The organism is Ruegeria sp. CDSB029 (assembly GCF_059611125.1).
This window is the reverse complement of sequence record NZ_JBXWOX010000021.1, coordinates 35,138-53,830: the sequence shown is the minus strand read 5'-3', so window position 1 is coordinate 53,830 and position 18,693 is coordinate 35,138. Positions and strand designations below refer to the sequence as shown.

18 protein-coding genes and 1 pseudogene are annotated in these 18,693 nt (G+C 52.0%); 9 read left to right on the top strand and 10 right to left on the bottom strand.

The window, feature by feature from the left end; translation table 11 throughout:
- Window positions 1-162: 162 nt before the first annotated feature.
- The 4 genes from AC2FI8_RS20010 to AC2FI8_RS19995 form a co-directional block, all read right to left on the bottom strand.
- Complete coding sequence (locus AC2FI8_RS20010) at window positions 163-783, bottom strand: isochorismatase family protein (protein WP_321250554.1); 621 nt, start codon at window positions 781-783, stop codon at window positions 163-165.
- Window positions 784-1,059: 276 nt separating this feature from the next.
- A complete protein-coding gene (locus AC2FI8_RS20005) occupies window positions 1,060-1,917 on the bottom strand; it encodes a DUF302 domain-containing protein (protein ID WP_496780720.1) in 858 nt (285 codons plus the stop codon).
- 16 nt (window positions 1,918-1,933) lie between these two features.
- The gene (locus AC2FI8_RS20000; protein ID WP_496769868.1) at window positions 1,934-2,308 is read right to left on the bottom strand and encodes a DUF4345 domain-containing protein; all 375 of its coding nucleotides are present in this window, start codon (window positions 2,306-2,308) and stop codon (window positions 1,934-1,936) included.
- 185 nt (window positions 2,309-2,493) lie between these two features.
- On the bottom strand, window positions 2,494-2,793 hold the full coding sequence (locus tag AC2FI8_RS19995; RefSeq protein WP_117870867.1) for a hypothetical protein: 300 nt from the start codon (window positions 2,791-2,793) through the stop codon (window positions 2,494-2,496).
- A gap of 560 nt (window positions 2,794-3,353) precedes the next feature.
- Here AC2FI8_RS19995 and AC2FI8_RS19990 point away from each other — a divergent pair.
- The 3 genes from AC2FI8_RS19990 (at window position 3,354) to AC2FI8_RS19980 (ending at window position 6,014) form a co-directional block, all read left to right on the top strand.
- Window positions 3,354-3,869, top strand: coding sequence for a DUF805 domain-containing protein (locus AC2FI8_RS19990; protein ID WP_496780719.1), 516 nt, complete (start codon window positions 3,354-3,356; stop codon window positions 3,867-3,869).
- Window positions 3,870-3,943: 74 nt separating this feature from the next.
- A complete protein-coding gene (locus tag AC2FI8_RS19985; RefSeq protein WP_496742079.1) occupies window positions 3,944-4,714 on the top strand; it encodes a hypothetical protein in 771 nt (256 codons plus the stop codon).
- 529 nt (window positions 4,715-5,243) lie between these two features.
- Window positions 5,244-6,014, top strand: coding sequence for a lysophospholipid acyltransferase family protein (locus AC2FI8_RS19980; protein WP_058282256.1), 771 nt, complete (start codon window positions 5,244-5,246; stop codon window positions 6,012-6,014).
- 329 nt (window positions 6,015-6,343) lie between these two features.
- On the opposite strand, the gene AC2FI8_RS19975 is transcribed toward AC2FI8_RS19980, so the two are convergent.
- Window positions 6,344-6,712 carry a hypothetical protein gene (locus AC2FI8_RS19975; protein ID WP_298855186.1) on the bottom strand — a complete coding sequence of 123 codons (369 nt, stop codon included), beginning with the start codon at window positions 6,710-6,712 and terminating at the stop codon, window positions 6,344-6,346.
- A 621-nt stretch (window positions 6,713-7,333) separates the two neighbouring features.
- On the opposite strand from AC2FI8_RS19975, the gene AC2FI8_RS19970 reads away from it, so the two are divergent.
- The 6 genes and pseudogenes from AC2FI8_RS19970 (at window position 7,334) to AC2FI8_RS19945 (ending at window position 13,900) form a co-directional block, all read left to right on the top strand.
- Window positions 7,334-7,930 (top strand): TetR/AcrR family transcriptional regulator, encoded by a 597-nt coding sequence (locus AC2FI8_RS19970; protein WP_496780718.1) that lies wholly within the window; start codon window positions 7,334-7,336, stop codon window positions 7,928-7,930.
- Between the two features lie 122 nt (window positions 7,931-8,052).
- Window positions 8,053-9,159, top strand: a complete 1,107-nt coding sequence (locus AC2FI8_RS19965; protein ID WP_496780717.1) for an alkene reductase — start codon at window positions 8,053-8,055, stop codon at window positions 9,157-9,159.
- A 340-nt stretch (window positions 9,160-9,499) separates the two neighbouring features.
- A complete protein-coding gene (locus AC2FI8_RS19960; RefSeq protein WP_496780716.1) occupies window positions 9,500-11,389 on the top strand; it encodes an SLC13 family permease in 1,890 nt (629 codons plus the stop codon).
- A gap of 304 nt (window positions 11,390-11,693) precedes the next feature.
- A pseudogene (locus AC2FI8_RS19955) lies at window positions 11,694-12,035 on the top strand (TspO/MBR family protein); the annotation flags it as partial.
- A gap of 11 nt (window positions 12,036-12,046) precedes the next feature.
- Window positions 12,047-12,601: a CIA30 family protein gene (locus tag AC2FI8_RS19950; RefSeq protein WP_496769893.1), complete on the top strand. Its 555-nt coding sequence runs from the start codon at window positions 12,047-12,049 to the stop codon at window positions 12,599-12,601.
- A 126-nt stretch (window positions 12,602-12,727) separates the two neighbouring features.
- Window positions 12,728-13,900, top strand: a complete 1,173-nt coding sequence (locus AC2FI8_RS19945) for an adenylate/guanylate cyclase domain-containing protein (RefSeq protein ID WP_496780715.1) — start codon at window positions 12,728-12,730, stop codon at window positions 13,898-13,900.
- Between the two features lie 216 nt (window positions 13,901-14,116).
- On the opposite strand, the gene AC2FI8_RS19940 is transcribed toward AC2FI8_RS19945, so the two are convergent.
- The 5 genes from AC2FI8_RS19940 to AC2FI8_RS19920 form a co-directional block, all read right to left on the bottom strand.
- Window positions 14,117-14,566, bottom strand: coding sequence for a MarR family winged helix-turn-helix transcriptional regulator (locus tag AC2FI8_RS19940; RefSeq protein ID WP_496780714.1), 450 nt, complete (start codon window positions 14,564-14,566; stop codon window positions 14,117-14,119).
- Window positions 14,556-15,656: an Acg family FMN-binding oxidoreductase gene (locus AC2FI8_RS19935; RefSeq protein ID WP_496780713.1), complete on the bottom strand. Its 1,101-nt coding sequence runs from the start codon at window positions 15,654-15,656 to the stop codon at window positions 14,556-14,558. The genes AC2FI8_RS19940 and AC2FI8_RS19935 overlap by 11 nt, the downstream gene beginning before the upstream one ends.
- A 215-nt stretch (window positions 15,657-15,871) precedes the next feature.
- Complete coding sequence (locus tag AC2FI8_RS19930; RefSeq protein ID WP_496769901.1) at window positions 15,872-16,549, bottom strand: GntR family transcriptional regulator; 678 nt, start codon at window positions 16,547-16,549, stop codon at window positions 15,872-15,874.
- Window positions 16,546-17,577 carry a Gfo/Idh/MocA family protein gene (locus AC2FI8_RS19925; protein ID WP_496769903.1) on the bottom strand — a complete coding sequence of 344 codons (1,032 nt, stop codon included), beginning with the start codon at window positions 17,575-17,577 and terminating at the stop codon, window positions 16,546-16,548. The genes AC2FI8_RS19930 and AC2FI8_RS19925 overlap by 4 nt, the downstream gene beginning before the upstream one ends.
- Window positions 17,574-18,662: an isocitrate/isopropylmalate dehydrogenase family protein gene (locus AC2FI8_RS19920; protein WP_496780712.1), complete on the bottom strand. Its 1,089-nt coding sequence runs from the start codon at window positions 18,660-18,662 to the stop codon at window positions 17,574-17,576. Before AC2FI8_RS19920 ends, AC2FI8_RS19925 begins: the two co-directional genes overlap by 4 nt.
- Window positions 18,663-18,693: the final 31 nt, after the last annotated feature.

Sequence of the window (18,693 nt, the reverse complement as noted above, 5' to 3'; positions counted from 1 at the left end):
GTAAACAACCGCTAGCGCCGCGAGGGCTTACTCTTGCGACGATCCTACGGTTAAAATCTTCCCATTACTCCAAACCAGAGCCTCATAACAAACCTCGGCTCCTGCGCTTCCGCACCCAAAAAAACTATGCACCCCAACTGGCACTAACGTTTCGATTGCAATTTAGAGCGACGTAATCGCATTGATCACTGCTTCTCGGCTCTGAACAGCGCCAGTTTGTAGATATTCCATAGCTTTGAGAGCAGCTTCATGGGCTTGGACAGATGACCCGCCAACGCAATCTTCTACTACGCGGCAGAAGTAGTCTGATTGGTGGCCATCGACGAATGTGTAGTGCACACAAACATCTGTCAGCCCGCCGCACAACAAAAGTGTGTCTACCTTTAAACCTCGTAGCAGGATTTCGAAATCGGTTCCGAAAAATGCAGAATACCGTCGCTTCGGGACGATGTAGTCACCTTTGCGATATCCCATCTCATCTTTTGCAACCTCCGTTCTTGGATCGCCTTCGAGACAGTGTATGTCTTCGTCACCATCCAGTTCACGGCCGAAGTCTATCCTATCGGGACGATGGACTTCTTGGATGAAAATGACTGGCACATTGTAATCATGTGCGGCATCAACCAAATCACGCGCAGCGATCATGCGCTCTTTGTAGCCCGGCATGTTGTCGATGGAGCGTACTTCGCTGTTATCAATAAACGTGCTCTTTTGAATGTCGATTACGATTAGGGCAGGTCTACCCTCGATCAGTTTCCTAGCTTGTTTGGTTTTAGTTGTCATGTTCGACCTCCAATTTGCCAGGTCGTCCTGAAGAAATGCCCTTGTTGGGCCGGGTCGTCCCAGCGGGCAGATCAATTTTGACTAAATGTGCAACTGAGTATGGTCAAGACCGTGCTGCGTTGTTTTGGAATGAAAACTATATGCTCGCGCCCAGGGCAACATTGCCCGCAAACTGCCGTTAGGGGTTAAGTGTTGCGATGGTCTGTACCCAGCTCAGAATGGGCAGCCAAATACGGAATATAGCAATTCAGAAAAATTGTGACTTCCAACCAGCGGCTACTCAATTGCAGTGCGAAATGTTGCGGTAAGCCGTTTGTTCAAACCGTGATGAGGCTCGGCTGAGGAACCGTAGTGCAACTCTGCCAAGGCAGCGATGTCATTGAAAATGACTACGGAGCCGCCTTCTTCATTCGCGTAAACCAATAGTTTTTGGCAAAAGGCATCCAAACCAATTGCCGGAAAGCCCGCCATAGCCACGCCACCGGGTGCTGGTCCGCCGAACAGTAAGAGAACTGCATCCGGCAGTTCCACCCCCAGATGGGACGCTTCGGTCGCAAAATCGATTTCCCCAAACCAGACAGTATCGTCCTGCCCCATCACGGCTGCCCTGAGACGTTCGACTGCCTCTGGTACGCTGAGCTGAGATCGCAGTTCGATGACCCCATAGTCGGTAAACAACCCGTTGGTCGGCGCTGGTGTTGCATCCAAGTTGTTTAGAACTTCGAGCATCTTGCTATGAAATGTATTTAACGCTTGTGTGTCATTCAGACCATGCCGCACTTTGAGAAACTGAGAGTCTGTATAGGCGATCTGCGGGCGATCATCCTGATCGAAGGAAAGAACGCGAAAAGGAAGGTCCAGACCTGCTCGTACGTTCTCTTCCAGAATGGGCGTGTTTATCTCTGGATCAGAGAAAATGAGTACACGTGATGCTGGCATTGCTACGCCTTCAGCTTTGGCCAAGCGCGCGTGATCTATCGATGCGATTGGAGTAGCTCCCGCTTCGTCAACGGCAGTCTCAAGCGCTAAGAAGTTTTCGTCCACCGCGGTCTGGACAGATGTCGATTGTGCAAAAGCGGATGTCGCAACCGAAAAAGTTGCAATCATCGAGAGAACAAAGCCAAACCTCACCATTTTACCACTTCCTTTTTTATCGTATTTTTGTCAGGGAAACCGCCGCCAGAGCCGCAAAAGCTATCTCGGCCGCAAGGTAAAAGAGAAGTATCCCGTTCGGAACTCCATCGATAAAAATGCTTAGTATGCGTCCAACGGCCAGTCCCGACATAAACAAAAATAGAACCCACAGCGCGGGGCGTTGTAATTCTGGTTTCGAAGCGGCCGCCAACCAAAACAAAGCGTTTGCCAGATAAAGACCCATAATCGCTCGGAACACGTGGGTTTGGTTCGTCCCTTCCACAGGAAAACCCAGCAAAACTGGGATCGAACTGCCGGGCATTAGACCGTATGATAACGCAATTGGCACGAGGCCGACGGCAGCAAGCAGAAGGACAAATCTAGCACTCATGGAGGACTCCTTCTTGTAGAGGTTTCGCTTTGTTTACAAAACTCCTGATCGGTTTATTGAGGCATCCGATGATCCGAAACGGATGCCCACGCTACGCTTTGAAAGGCGTATCCGACAGGCCAAGTCGAGCTTTCTGAAGAGCGAACCGGTACTGCGCAACCGTATTCAGCTGCGCACCAAACAGATCACAATGCGCCTTCGTCGCCCAGGAACTCGATACCAGCTGTCGCGCCATCACTGTAAGCAATGCAATTCCAAGGAGCACGATCCTCGCCAACGCCGACTGTGACCTGTGTTCCCGCCTCGCTAAACGCGGATGAGAGCACCACGACTTGCGAATTGTTTGTCGTATTGGCTACATCTCGCAAACACGCCTGCTGAGCCGGCGTGAGCTCGGCGGACGCGCTTGATGTACTCGTATCGTCGCAGGCCGCAAGCAGTGTGAAACAAGTTGCGCCCGCAATCATCACCATCTTGTTAGACATTTTCTTCTCCCTCTGGTTCCCTTGAAATTAGTGAAATTGGATGCGCTTGTTTGAAGCTCTCGCGCCTGTGCAGCCAATTGAACATACCTTGATCCTGTGACTACCTTTCCCAAAACTTGCCGTGGGGGGCTTGGTCGGCGGGACGATATTTTGTTGACTATCGGGGCCGCCAATAACGTGCGAAGGCTGAATGACGCCACTAGCAAATGCTAGAGCGAATTCAGGAGAGAGGGCGAGTTCGTTAAGTCTAAGCATCGCGTCCTCCCAGCGCTCAATCATAATAAAGTGCCTTCCGACCGCCAGCACTCACTCCAGCAGTCGGAAGGGCTCGGCACAGCGAGCAGCAACGACAACAACGGAGGTAAAATAAAGTTGTGTCGAATTCGCATGTTTGAATCTAATTTTTAATAAATCAATATTTTTTCCGCGCGTAAATTTCTCTATGCTCTCGTACGATAGGCCTCTGCGTTCAAACAAAAAAGTAAGTGGGAGCTGCGAGTGTGTTCCCCTAAGCGGCGAAGCGATTTGAGGCCGCACAGAAACAATAAAGGGATTGAAAGATGGGATTTGGTGAAGCCGTTAAGACGTGTTTCTCGAAATACTTCCAGTTCTCCGGTCGGGCTATACGCTCAGAATACTGGTGGTTCTTCTTGTTTGTGGTTCTCGTGAGTGCGGCTTTAGCTGTGCTGGACACAATTATATTCGGGACCGATCCCGAAACAGGACAGGGATCTCGGGTTCTGTCCTCTGTTTTCCAACTGGCCGTTCTCATACCAATGGTGGCCGCCGGTTGGCGGAGGTTACATGATACAGGACGACCTGGCTGGTACTTGCTACTGCCGATGGCGCTCAGCATTACAACGCTATTTGTTATGCTGGGTGGGGTGGCGTTCTTTTCGGTATTGGAGCAAGGGACCGAAAACCCCGATGCATTAAGGGGACCCGCGGCAGTACTGGGCGTGACCGGTATTGTTGTTGTCTCAATTCTTCAATTGGTTCTGTCTATCCTGATGATCTGGTGGCTGACACGACCTTCCCAAGAAGGCGCAAACGAATACGGCGAACCTGTTTCCTGATCTGGCTGTCCGGGCAATTGGCTGGAACTTCTGCTGAACGACAGTGCGAACCGTAACTCAATGGAGAGAAAAAAATGAGCTGCAAAACCATTTCCATTGGAATGCTACTGATGGCAGTGGCGACCACAGCATCAGCGGAGTGGTCGTTCAGCTCCGGGCCCAACCCCAATGCGTTTATTCAGACAGGAAACATGACGCTGGAACTTCAGTGTGACCGTATTCGCTTTGCTCCGGCTGGATTCGAGGACAGCCAGGACATTGCGGACAAGCAGGGGCTTTCCATTCGTTTCTTGAAGAACGGCACCACCGAAGTTGGGGCATTTCAGGTTGGCGCAGAAAACGCTGCCGTGCAGATCGTCGACAACTATCCCGTCGAGGTCAGTTTCAATAGTCAGCCGGACTATGGTTTTGTTCTGGACCAGCTTGCGGCCAATGCATCGGTTAATCTGTCGATGATTGATCAAGATGTCAGCTATGGAATTTTTGACTTGAAAGGTTCCAGCGCAGCAATTCGGTCCCTTCGTTCTGCGTGCGATTCAGAAGTTAACCAAGAGACCTCCTACGAAGCGCCCGAAGGCATCGTCTATTGTGGTGGCGGAGCGAAAAAACGCGTGATCGAACCCGTAATTTTGGACAATCCAGAGGGGGAGTGGGACGCGCGAGTAGCGGTTAACGGCGAGTCGATCAGAGCCATGACAGCCTACAGCTACTTCGGAAACTCTGAGCCGCCCGCCGGATTTGTCGTCGCCCTCCTTGGGGAGGACAGGTCCGAGTTTCTGATTTTTAGCGAAGGCTCGGCAAACTGGCTGGAATACGGGGACTACAGGTATGATCAGTGCAATTGATATCTCCTTCCAACCAGCTGCCAAAGTAGTGCGTCAGATGAAATGTTTGGCTTCCGGTATGGTGCTGGTTTCGGGTCTAGGAAGCGTGTGGCATTTCAATTCTCGGGTGGTGATCTCGCCCATGCTCATGCGCATCTGATACCGCTTCTCGACAAGTACGATGTCACCTCGCGACGCTACATCGAGCAAGAAGTAATCACCTTCAAACCAATCCCGAATCCGGGGAACAACGAGCTCCGAACCTTTGCCAAACTAATTGCGGATGCTCTCGACCGATGATGTAACTTTGGGCTCTTACCGATATTCTATGCCAAGGCCGGTCAGTTGTTACTCAAGTCAGACTGAAGCACCAAGATACATTCCGCTACGTCGTCTTTTCTCATTGATCTGGTACTGACTTCGACAGATAGAGAGGTGTGCGGTGGCTGTCTTCCTTCGCAAGTGGCGCATGTCAAAGCGCTGCCGGAGGACCTCCGGTGGCATTTATTCATGGCTTACGCACCAGCCACAGGCCCTATCAGAGGACGTCATGCCCTTTTCACCTGACGGTCAAGACCGCGCTACTCGCGCCATTGACCCATTGCCAATACGCCTTATCAAGCGCGCTATACTGGTTCTTGTCGGCCTGTTTTATTTCCTCTTCGTGGCCTTTGCCCCTCTTCTTTGCGTTCGGCGCAGAGGGTTTCGGGGTTGGTATTGGCGCCTGGTGAAACGGTCATGTTCCCGCCTGCTGTGGCTCCTCAGCATCCGCGTCGAGATGCGTCCTGAGGAAAAGAATGCCCTCGCCGCCGACACCAACAGCATCATCGTGGTTAACCACCGTAGCCATCTCGATGGCTTCAGTCTCATGCATGTGGTGCCCGACACCAAATGGTTCACTTTCGCGGCGAAATCAGAGTTCTGGAACAGCAAACTCCTGCGTACTGGTTTTGATGGAGCGGGTCTCGTCCCTATCAACCGGGATTCCGGTTCAACGGCCATGGATACGCTGACAAAGGCTGTCAGGGAAATGCCTGCCCGTTGTTCCATTGTGCTATTCCCAGAAGGCACCCGGGCCAAAACAGAATCGCTAGGGGACTTTAAGGCGGGTGCTGTATTAGTCGCCCGAGAAACCGGCCGCACGATCACCCCTATTGTCATCCACGACAGCGATAGTCTACTTCCACGCGGCAAACATTTACCGCGCAGCGGGACGATCCGTGTGGAGGCTTTGCCAACATTTACGTGCGATCCTACCGCTAGTGTGGATGAGGATCTGGCGCGATTGCGCAGGCAGATGATGGCTGTATTTGAGCGGTGAAGTCTGTTTGACAGAAATATGCAGAAACCGAGTTTGTTGAGTTTCCGCTACGCGTAGCGGCAGATAACAGATTTGCAGAGCAGTTGTACTTGTTGGTGGGATTTTCTCCAACGGGTATCGATATTCGAAGACCTAGTTAGTACCCGTATTTCAGTATGCTCTTGGCCATTCGTATTTATGGCTGGGCTGCTTGGTATTGTCTCTGAATTCTCAGAAGAGAATGGACAATTAAGTGCCCTGATCTCGCGATTCTTGCCGGAGGCAGAAAAAGCAGGGGAGACACGAATTTGCCAGATGCTGTACGACGTATGAGTGACCAAAAGCTAACACTAAGCTGCCATCAGACCACCAGCATCGCCTGCGATACCGACTATGCAATCATCGCCGATCTGAATGCGATTTGCCGGGCTTTCCCCTCCGAGTTCCAGTTTGGGTGAGGTTAACCAGAACGCGCATTGCCACGGGGTCATTTCACGTGGCAGGGCTTTCAACACTTTTTCCATCAAAGGAAGCGGGGTTCCATCCTGAGCAAACTGGAAAGATGGATAGGCGTTGGCTCCTTTGTAAGGTAAAGAAAGTACCTTCCCGGTTCGTGTCCAGATGTCGGCTATCCGCGTGATCTGCCAGGAGCCCTTCTGCCATTGTGCGTGCACGCCTACATCGTCCAGCAACGGATACTCACGCGCAAAATCATCCATCCGGATGTAATTGACCGCGCAACAATGCCCCTCGAAATTATGCAAATACATCTACTTACTCACTGAACTCACTAACAATTCATGAAACGATACTGCCAAAAAACCGTTCTAACCAAAGTTAAGAAGTTCACATTGGGCAAATTAAACTTCAGCTAACCTCGTTTTTTTTGCCTAACGCGCGGAAATTATTGTTGGTTTGCTTACGACGACCCGCCGTTCTAATGCTCGTAAAACCAGTTCTGAATTCTTGGCTTTGTTACTCATTGGAGTATTAATCCTCACAAGCTGAGGGCATTGGCCATGAATCTACCGAACCAATCTCTGGTTTGTTAGTGATCAACATCAACGCGTTGGACAAAGCCGCCAGTCATTCTGTCCAGTGTTGGAAACTAGTACCGAGCGCGGGCTCTCTTTTCTACGATCACGATCCTCGTCGTCTGACACTCCGGCAAAATGACAAACAGTCCTGATCCTAAGATTAGCGTGACACCAAGCGGGATGGGGAGGTTTTGTATTTCTACCGACCTAAATTCCTTTCTCTGGTCACAATAAGGACTGACCATTCCAAAAATTTCCTACCGCCACCTTGAATTTCTGGACCAATCATTCCAAATCATCCACATGAGCAAAAAAACTCTCCCAAATGGCGACATCAAGCCATCCGCAGGTCCAGGTAGACCTCGTGCCTTTGACGAAGCTGAGGCATTGGAAAAAGCCTTGTGTGTATTTTGGCACAAGGGCTACGAGACCGCGTCCCTGGACGATCTGACCAAGGCCATGGGTTTGAGTCGGTCTAGCTTCTATGGTGCGTTCGGCAACAAGCAGGCTTTGTTTCACAAAGCCCTCAGCCACTATTCAAGGCGTGGTTTGAAAGAGCTGCGTGACGTTGCTGATGCAGGCGGAGATGACCCTGTTGGTGCGATAATGGAAGCTTTGGCGAACCCGCAAGGCGGCCGTGATGGCTGCATGCTTATCAACTGCCTGACGGAACTTGCTCCTCATGATGATGAAGTGGCGGCTCTCGGGCGGCAGCATTTGGAGAATATTGACGAGATTATTGCGAGAGCGCTTGAGCCTTCGGATCCGGGACAGGCCCTCAACAAGGCACGCGCCTTTGCGTCCCTTGCAATCGGAACACTAGCCTTGCGCAAGGCGGGCGTTCCCGCTGAGCAGATATCGCAAACCCTGAAACAAGCCCGGTTGGTGATTTCGCCATAAGGCCTCCCGCCGCCATAAAGAAATGAAACCTAAAACAAACTCAATCATGAGACAGTGACCCTAATATTGGACTGATTGGTCCAATAATATCTGAACGAAGTTTACCAAAGAAGGAAGCAGCAATGGCTGATGAAAAACTGTTCTCCGGCATCAAAGCTGGTGCAATCGAGCTGAAAAACCGCGTTGTCATGGCGCCACTGACCCGCAACCGGGCAAGGGCAGAAGATGACAGCGTTCATGAATTGCAGGCCGAATACTACGCCCAGCGGGCGGGTGCTGGTCTGATCATCACAGAAGCTTCGCAAATCTCGCCTCAAGGCAAAGGCTATGCCTGGACGCCCGGCATTTATTCCGAAACACAGATAGAAGGCTGGAAAAAAGTGACTGAGGCCGTCCATGCAAAGGGTGGCAAGATCGTGATCCAGCTTTGGCATGTGGGTCGGATTTCCCATACCAGCTTGCAACAGGACGGTGGCGCCCCTGTTGCACCATCCGCAATTGGAGCTAAGGCCAAGACGTTTGATGGTGAGCAGTTTGTTGAAACATCTGAACCGCGGGCTCTGGCCATCGAAGAAATTGCTGGCATCGTTGCGGACTACCGGAGGGCCGCGGAAAACGCCAAAGAGGCCGGTTTCGACGGTGTCGAGGTCCACGCAGCCAACGGATACCTTATTGATCAATTCCTGCGGGACGAATCCAATAAGCGTGAAGACGAATACGGCGGTCCTGTCGAGAATAGAGCACGGTTCCTGAAAGAGGTCATGGACGTGGTTGTCGATGTCTGGGGCGCCGACCGCGTTGGTGTCCGCCTCAGCCCATTCTCGGACGCCAACAACATCTCCGACAGCGACCCACAGGCGACATTCACCCATGCGGTCAAATTGCTGAATGGTTATGGGCTGGCCTATCTCCATCTCGTGGAGGGACAGACCGGCGGCCCGCGCGATATTCCGGAAGGTGGCGATCTGAAGGCGCTCTATGAATTGTTTGACGGTGCGAAAATGGGCAACAACGCTTATGACCGCGAAATGGCGATTGAATCGGTTAAGACCGGTGCCGTCGATCTGGTGGCTTTCGGCCGACCGTTCATTTCCAACCCGGATCTTGTCAGTCGGCTGGAGAAAGACACCTCGCTGAATGAGCTGGATGCAACTACCCTCTACGGCGGTAATGAAAAAGGATACACCGACTACCCGGCACTGGAGGAGAAAGCGGTTGCCGCAGAGTGATGCATCACTCTTAACTCCTTGGTGACAGGCAATACCAAATAGAGTGAGCGCGCCGGTTTGGACGCGCTCACTTCGCGGGTACGGCAATATCCTTTCTTGAAGCGGGGTTCTGTCACAAGTCTATGAATGGACTGCTTCCCTCCGATTGCAGTGATTAAGAGAGGCTTTTGAGTTTATCTTCAGCGTCTCTTTGAGTTGGCGAAATCCAGGTTTCAGCAGATACCTCGTCCGAGAAAACGAGCTGCGTAAGTCGGCCTGAGGGATTTTGGCCTTATCTGCTGCGCAGAGTTGGTCCTTCGTATTTGCTGGTAGTCAGGTAACGTTAGGTTGGGAGTACGATATGGAATTACCAACACTGACGTACGAAATGATAGCCGTACTGAGTCTATTGTCTTTTACGGTCTTACTTTTTGTTACCGAGATTATACGGATCGATGTCGCAGCAATTCTTGTAATGGTACTGCTTGGCGCACTGAGCTATCTACCGGGGCTAGGTAATCTAGCCGATGTATCCAAGCTCTTTGAAGGTTTTTCCTCGAACGCCGTGATGTCCATCATCGCAGTTATGGTAATTGGGGCTGGGCTTGATAAGACTGGACTTATGTCAAAGGTCGCTGCCTTGATCCTCAAAAATGGTGGTACGACAGAGGCCCGGATAATTCCCATAATATCAACAACGGTTGGTGTCATCAGTTCTTTCATGCAGAACGTGGGAGCTGCTGCGCTTTTTCTGCCTGTTGTGAGCCGCATCTCAGCACGTACGGAAATCCCGATGAGTAGGTTGCTTATGCCCATGGGGTTTTGCGCGATTCTGGGTGGTACGATCACATTGGTCGGGTCGTCGCCCCTCATCCTGTTGAATGACCTGATTGTTTCGGCAAATTCATCCCTTCCGGCTAATCAACAAATGGAGACATTTGGGTTGTTTTCAGTCACGCCTATCGGTGTGATGCTGGTGCTGACAGGGGTGCTTTATTTTGTGCTCTTTGGTCGTTGGGTCCTCCCAACGCAGCGGGAGCGTGGAGAAGACGCAAGCTCAGCTAGGTCCATGCAGACTTATGTCGAAAACACCTATGGGCTTAGGGCTGATATGTTCGAGATTCGTGTTCCTGAAGGCTCGATCTTGATAGGACAAACGCTCGCGGATGTCATGGTCGCCCATAACATTTACATTCTCGGCACATCCTATCGCGGCCACAAGGTCATCGCGCCGATGGCGGATACCAAGATCGAAGCCCCTGCGCGGCTCGCAGTGCTTGGCCTGCGTCGGGTGGTTGAGCATCAGTTTGCTGAGCCTTACGGATTAGAGATGCTACCCCAACTAGATGTCTTTGCGGATGATTTCGCCGCGACTCAATCGGGGGTGGCAGAGGTTGTTATTCCCCCCGGTTCTTCAGTGATCGGCCAGACTCCGATTGATTTGCGTCTCCGTCAGACACATGGGCTATCTTTGTTGGCCATTCAGCGAGGCGAAGAAACACTGAGCCATGTGGAAACTGAAGATCATGCTGCAACGCATATCGGGCAAGTCCCTTTGCAGGCCGGTGATACGTGTGTGGTGCACGTGCAGTGGGACCGTCTGACACGACTGATGTCGGACAGGGATTTTGTCGTCGTAACTTCGGACTTTCCCCAGGAAGAGTTACGACCACACAAGGTCGGTTGGGCGCTCGCCTTCTTCCTTATAGCGTTGAGCTTAATTCTGTTCTCTGATCTGCGTTTGTCGCTGTGCCTATTAATTGGCGCTGTTGGCATGGTTTTGAGCCGGGTGTTATCGATTGATGAAGCCTACGAGTCGATCAGTTGGAGCACAGTCTTTCTACTGGCTTCGCTGATCCCGTTGGGCCAAGCAGTTCAGAACACTGGCACTGCGGATTGGATTGCCGCGCATGTGTTGGCCCTCCTGAAGGGTTGGCCGATCTGGTCGTTGCAAGCAGGGATCGCCGTTTTGGCGACTGCGTTCACGCTGGTCATGTCCAATGTAGGCGCAACTGTCCTCCTGGTGCCGCTAGCAGTTTCTATTGCCGTATCCGCGGGTGGCAATCCGGCTGTGTTTGCTCTCACCGTGGCAATTTCAACGTCCAACTCATTTTTGATCCCAACACACCAAGTGAACGCGTTGATCATGGGCCCGGCAGGCTACCGGGTGGTCGATTTCGTTCGCTCGGGTGGAATCATGACTCTACTTTTCTTGGTTGTCTCAATGACCGGACTTGCGCTCTTCTTCTGATGCGCTTCTTGGCGATCCGCATTGATGAACTCTGCTTCAGCTGAGAAGAACTGGTAAGATGAGGTCTTTGAGACCAATCCTTTTGTTGGAGCAGCAGATCCGAGATCTATGCAAATGGACCTTCGCTGCGAGCAAGAGAAGAAGGGCGGCGAACAAATGCAAACCTGACGTCGACATACGCTGGTACTGGACCGTTTTTGTTTCATCGATCACTGTTGCTTGGCCAATATCGTCGGCATATTGGAGAGTTCACAATGAAGTTCCTTCGAACACCTGATCATCGGTTTGACGGGTTTCTAAACCTGCTTTCAATCCACCAAATTGGATATTTGGCCCGGTCTGGACGGTGCTTTATGTGTTGATCGCCATGGCGGGTTGGCGCCAGTTCGAAGCAGGCCGAAGCTCCACCAAAATGAAGTTGTGGTGGGCGCAGATGGGTCTGAACTTCATGTGGTCCCCAACCTTTTTCGTATTGCAAATGCCGTGGGTGGCCCTTGTGGTCATTGTCGCGTTGCTGGCTGTCATCGTCGTGTTCATCGCTGAAGTCAGGCACATTGATCGAGTCTCTGCACTGGCCTTCCTGCCGTATTTAGCATGGGTCGCATTTGCCACGGCGCTTAACCTTTCCATTGCGATATTGAACTGAGGAAGAACAATATGCGTGGCAACTTCGTTGGGCTTGTTTCAGGTCTATTTATCATCGGATCTACTATGGCACAGGCTGATGGAAATCTTGCTGAGGACTTCTCCGAGGCTCCAAAGACGCGTTGGGACTACGTTGCCGACACTGTTATGGGAGGGGTCTCTTCAGGGCAGGTGCAGTTTCGTTCGGAAGGTGAAGTTGCATTCGCGCGGCTGACCGGAACCGTGAGTACAGAAAACAACGGTGGCTTCATCCAGTTTCGGCGCAAGTTGCCTGATCGACCAGATGCGAGTGTTTCGGGCGTCAGGCTCTTGGTCCGGGGCAACGGCGAACAATACTTCGTTCACCTCAGGACACGTGGCACGGTGCTTCCATGGCAATACTATCAGGCCCAGTTCGCAACTTCTGAAGAATGGACCGAAGTCTCTTTACCTCTGTCTGACTTCAAGGCTTCAGGTGCTATGTTACGCGCTATTCCCGTTGCTGACGAAATCACTTCAGTTGGAGTTGTAGCCTTCGGGCGCGATCACGAAGTACTCGTAGATATCAGTAGGATTGGTTTCTATTGAAGTTCGCCCAAGCGAGGGGCTGCAATCTTCTGTTGCACCAATCAGATTGGGCGGCTCAATAAATACAAGCGACTATGCAATTTCAATAGTCTTTGCTCATCTTTTTCAAGCGACTAACTTGGTTCCATGGAACAAGTCGCTCGACTAACCGAATGGATGATTACAGAAGGTCGTCGCTCCGGCGATCCCGTAAAGGTGGTGTCACAGTTCTGTTCCTCCTTGATCGAGGCCGGAGTTCCGCTGTGGCGAACAAACATTGGCCAGCGCTTTGCCAACCCATTGCTTATTGCTTGGGGGGTAGTTTGGACGCCTGAAGGCACCGACAGCTACGACGTCACCCATGAGACGATGTTGACAGATGGTTATGTCGGGAGCTCATTCGAGTATATTCTTGCGAACAGAAAGCCACTTCACAAAAGTCTCCGTCAACTGGACTTAGAAACAGAGCATTCATCCTATCTGGAATTTGCAGAGCAGGGCGGCACTGACTACTATGCTACTTTGCTCTATTACGGTGATGGATCGTTGCATGGTTGCACCTTTGTTACGCAGTCGCCGGACGGATTCTCTCTGGAGCATCTAAGACTGATTGAAGCGGCATTACCGGGCCTTTCTTCCGCTCTTGAGCCCGTTACGATGCGCAAATCGTCTAAAGGTTTACTTCGAACTTATTTAGGAGATGGACCTTCCGAGGCAGTCTGGAGCGGCAAAATAAAGCGCGGCGAGCGAACAACTCTGGATGCCGTGGTTATGTTTTCTGATCTGCGAGGCTTTACGGCACTTTCCGAGACCTCTCCGGAAGAAGAAATCTTTGACACGCTTACTGACTATTTTGATCTGGTGGTCAAAGCCGTAGAAGACAACGGTGGAGACGTTCTCAAGTTCATGGGCGACGGCATCCTATCAGTCTTTACTATTGAAACTCAAAATGACCACGCCGACCGATGCCGCATGGCAGCGTTCGCAGCCCAGAGCATATTGAGTGGTTTGACTTCTCTCAATTCACGACGAGACGGTATTCAAAAACCGCCTTTGGACATTGGTGTTGGAATTAACGTTGGGCAGGTCAGTTACGGTAATATCGGCAGCCCCGGCAGGCTTGACTTTACAGTTCTGGGCGGCGCGGTAAACGTCGCAAGCCGAATTGAAGGCTTAACAAAATCAATCGGTCGGAGAGTTTTGGCGACGTCAGCTGTTGCAAGTGCTTCACCAAACATGTTCGTCAGCTGTGGAGATCACGAAATACGTGGCCTTGCTCAGCCAATTGAGCTGTTCTTTCTCTCTGAACGTGCGCCTTAATATGGTTTGTGCTTCTGGTGGTTGTGGCATTGCCAAACGGGAATTGCATCCACCATGCGTTGAAGCACATCGTTCATTATCAATTTCCACGTTCTAAGATTGTGACATTTGACTACACGCCCACCTTGCCGGAAGGATCACTGCTGCTTCCCACGGGCGGAGACTTTATGATGTTTTGAGAATTTTACTGCTTGCTTAAGCTGGCGCAGGTTGCGCCTAGTCCCGCTCACGGTCCAATGTTTCGCGAATGAGGGTCAGATTAGGTAAAGAACTGTGAAACGGTTCAGGCCCCAGTTCCAACAAAACTGGACCAAGAGCTTCTGACATCTGCTCCATACAAGCTTTCAATAACTCTACGCCTTCCGGTGTAGACCGAGCAATTTTCGAACGCTTATCATTGGGGTTGGCTTCAAGGGTAATCAGGGCATGATTTTCAAGACTTGAGAGCATGTGCGTCATCGAAGTTTTGGGCACTTGAAACGCTTTCGAAAGTTGCAGTGGTGTCTCTCCCTCGGGGCGCCGGACCAGGTGGCCCAATATGCCAAATTGGGTTGCGGTCATTCTGCCAGGTAAGAACGCTTCAAGCTTGGTCGAGATCAATTGATTGATGATCCCGACCTCGGTGAAGAACCGGTAAACTTCGTTGGTCTCATCCTCAGGCTTCATTCAGAATTCGTGTCTCCAGCGGCCAGCGGGGTGTGGCAATTGGTTCAGGCCCATACCCCAAACGCAGTAACATTTGCACCGTGTGGCCCGGCGACGCAAGAAGCTCATGCGCCAGAGCGTATTCATCGGCCATCTCAGGGTACTCCTGAAGTGCCTGACTAACCGGATGAACGCCCAGGCCCATTTCGGTTGTCTTCAGATAAAAACGCATCAATTGACGTCCGGCATCGAGTTGATCGCTTCGCGTATTTGTGGCTGTCGTAAGGATTGCGTATTGCGGCGTCGCGTCTAGCATCGCGAAGTAGTCTCGCATGTGTGACTGAGTGCCTGGGTGGTCAACGTTCATAAGGGTCTCATTATCCAACAGGCCGGTAAGTCGCAGCGTTTCCAGCATGGGATCACGTAATTCAATCCCGTCCGGGTTGGCGTTGATTTCTGCTTTCCCGATCCGCATAAGGTCGACGGATTCTTTCAAGGTCTGCGGTGTACGCATTTCGATTTCAAAAGCGCGTTTCGTTAAGTCTCGAACACGGGCCACTAGATCCTCATCGGAAATCAGAGTGGCATAGTTTTCAAGGACCGAGGTTTCCGCCTCGGACAGCCGCTGTTCAGTGTATGGTTCTTTGTTGGAATGCCGTTTGAGGATTTGATCTGATAGTGGATCGGATGTCCCGCCCGGCACGAACACTGCTTCTGCGATGGGTCCGTCATCCCCATCTGGCAGTAACTTGACCTTGGTATCGAACCCGAGAGCACCTGCTGCTAGAATCATCGTCTCAACAAATGCGCCGAGGCCAATATAGAGCTGGCGGTTGTAAGGATCGGTTTCAGGAAGCTCGCGATCAGGATCACGGTGGATGCGCACCTTGTCTTGTCCAACCAACTCGACCAGCCAAGGTTGCAAGTTGTGTGGATTGGGGGCGAGAATTGCGTAGGACAAAGCGGCTTTGCGTGGGTCGTCATACGGTTTTGGCGTCCACGGAGCCAGCGCGGCATGCGGCGTGCGTGTAGCGAGGAACGCAACCGCACCGCTTGCCGCCAGTATTGTGCCTCCGCCTAGAATCTTGAGAAAACGTCTTCGGTTTGGCATCTTGACTCTCCAATAGTACGATATCGAACTAATTTAATACGAATCCGTACTATATCAACCCCAATCGATGCAGTGATTGGTTGAGTGACTTGAAAAAAGTAAATCAAAACAGCCGAAGGCAACGGCGGACTGCCGTTGTAGACAAGTATTCGTAGCGCCTTTTATGCCGAAAATAGGCAGTTATTTTAGTTGATTAACGACCGGACACGAGAAGATCAGAGGCTGGTGAGCCGATGCTTTTCGAGTATCCCGCAAAGCATAGCCTGTGCTTGCAGCCTGTGTTCTCGATGACGTTCGCGGGCGGCATCTGGACGACCTTCACTAATCGCTTGAAAAACAACCCGGTGATCTTCATTGGATTTGACGGGCAGGGGTCTGATAAACAACGTCGTTGCGCGCGCGCGACGCACTTGATCGCTCATCATGGCGACAATCGCTTCGACTCGTTTGTTGCCGCCCAACCGAACGAGCTCCTGATGAAACAACTCGTCGGCCTCGGCCCAGGCTTCAAGGTCTTCGGCTTCGATGGCTTGGTCCATCTTTGCAATTGATCCGGCAAGTACTGCCAGTTCATCTTCTGAATAGCCCGCTTCGGCAGCGCGCTGTGCTGCGAGACTCTCGAGTTCCGTCAGTATGTCGTAAATTTCACGCATATCATCTGATGAAACAGGCAGTATCCGAACGCCCTTTCGGGGCCGCATTTCCAGCAAGCCCTTACTTTCCAACATCAGCGCAGCTTCCCGTATCGGGGTGCGGGACATGCCAAGGGTCTCGGCGAGTTCCGACTCCAGATGGTCAGTTCCGGCTGCAAGTTCGCCGGACAGGATCATCTTTCGCAAATCCCTGACAGCGCGTTGCGTATTGGAAAGAGTTTTTGCGTCCTGATCCTTCACGGCGTCTCCAGGTTGATCTTTCGTCCCTCCGCGGCCGAGAGATAGATGTTCTCTTCGATGCGGATCACGTCCAAATAGTCGCGAGCCGTGTTTTCCAACGGCGTGCCCCGTAGAAGGCCTGAAACGACGTGACTTTGCAAGGCGTGGACACAGTCTCCTCCAAATCCATCGTGATCGCTTGGAGGTAGAATCTGCTGTCGCTCCTGTTTTCCAAAAGCGCGGAGCTCGACTGAACCGTCGCCGTTAAGAACCAGTGATCCTTCCGTTCCTTCGATGAGCGCTTCGCCCATGGTCTGACGCAGGTTTTCGGCGCTGTGGTCAAGGCATCTATTGCCATCGAACAGAGCTCTTAAACCGTTGGCGTGGTCAAACAGGATGTAACCTGCGTCCTCGCCTGCGATAACTGGGTTAACTTGGCGCAAGTCCGCATAAACTGCGCTGGGCGCATCGAATAGAAACCGGAACGTGTCTACCCAGTGAACCGCTGTTTCATGAACCAGGAAACGCGGCATGTCCTGAAAGTACGGCTGCCGGTCTAGGTAGGCTCGTGGTCCCTGTCCGTCGCCGGGCCGAAGCCGGAAAGTAGCTTGGAGAGGTGTACCAATTCGACCCTCGGTCATCGCCTCTTTGATTGCGCGATACCAAGGCTGGAAGCGGAAGTTCTCGTGTACAACAATAGTTGCCCCAACCGCTTCAGCCTCTGAAACAATCTTCTCAGCTTCATCCAGAGATAAGCAAAATGGCTTTTGGCAGATCAGCCACTTGATACCAAATCGCAGTGCCGAGCGGATTGCCTCGGCCTGCGCCACAGGCGGAAGGATAATGTCTACGAGATCCGGTTCTTCCGCCTCCAGCATTTTTGACAGATCATCGTAAGCGGCCAGTCCTGTTTCTTTCGCCTTGTTGATATCACGGTTGCAGGATGCAATCGGAACCGCTCCGGGCATTCGGGACCAGCTTTCGTAGTGGAATTTGCTGAAGTATCCCGCTCCAACACACGCAACCCTGATGGCTTGTTGAGTATTCATGCCCGCAATGCTTCAGATACTGACGCGGCTGCATCCTGCGTTCCGGCGGTGCCACCTAGGTCGCGGGTCAAGTTCTGTCCGTTCGCCGTCACCTTTTCCACGGCTTCACGCAATCGTTCGCCGTCGCTGGACAGGTCTGGATGATCATGGGTGAACCCCAACCATTCAAGCATCATTGCTGCGGACAGGATCATCGCAAACGGGTTGGCAATACCCTGTCCAGCAATGTCCGGAGCGGAGCCGTGGCAGGGTTGGAATACAGCGTGGTTCAACCCGATATCCGCTGACGGAGCCAGTCCAAGACCACCCATGAGACCCGCACCAAGGTCTGAGAGGATGTCTCCGAACATGTTCTCAGTCACCAAGACATCAAATTCCCAAGGCTTCTGGACCATCCACAGAGCGGTAGCATCAACATAAGCATGGTCTGCTTGTAATTCGGGATGGTGGGCGGCTTCTGCATCAAACATCGATCTGAAGAACGCAAAGGCGCGGAATACATTGGCTTTGTCGACACATGTAACTCGACCCCGACCGCGCCCGGTTCTTTTGCGGTTCTGGGCGAGTTCAAACGCGAACCGGAACAGTTTTTCGGACACCTCACGAGTGATCAGCAGAGTTTCACGTGCTTCGTCATCGGTAACTTCGCCAGCGCCTTGGGTGAAGAACAGCCCTTCTGTGCTTTCGCGTATCAAGATAAAGTCGATCTCTTTTCCACTGGGGAGCGACAAAGGGGTCATTTGTCCGCTGCTTACCTTTACTGGCCGCACACCAGCAAAAAGTCCCAGTTGCTTTCGCAGATCAATCTGCGGTGAAATCTCGGTTCCGTCAGGATATCGAACATCCGGCAAGCCCATTGCAGACAGCAGAATTGCGTCAGCATTGCGTGCAGTTTCGAGTGATCCAGCCGGAAACGATTCTCCTGTTTTGGCGTAGTGGCCTGCGCCTGCCGGCGCGTCTGTAAACGCCAGCTCGTAGCTGGGACTGTTGCCCGAGAGCTGGCGCAGGATTTCAAGCGTAGGGGCCATAATTTCCGGGCCGATCCCGTCCCCGTGGAACACCGCAACATCGTACATTTTTTTCATCTTGGCCCGTTTCCTTCCCGTTTCGCATTCA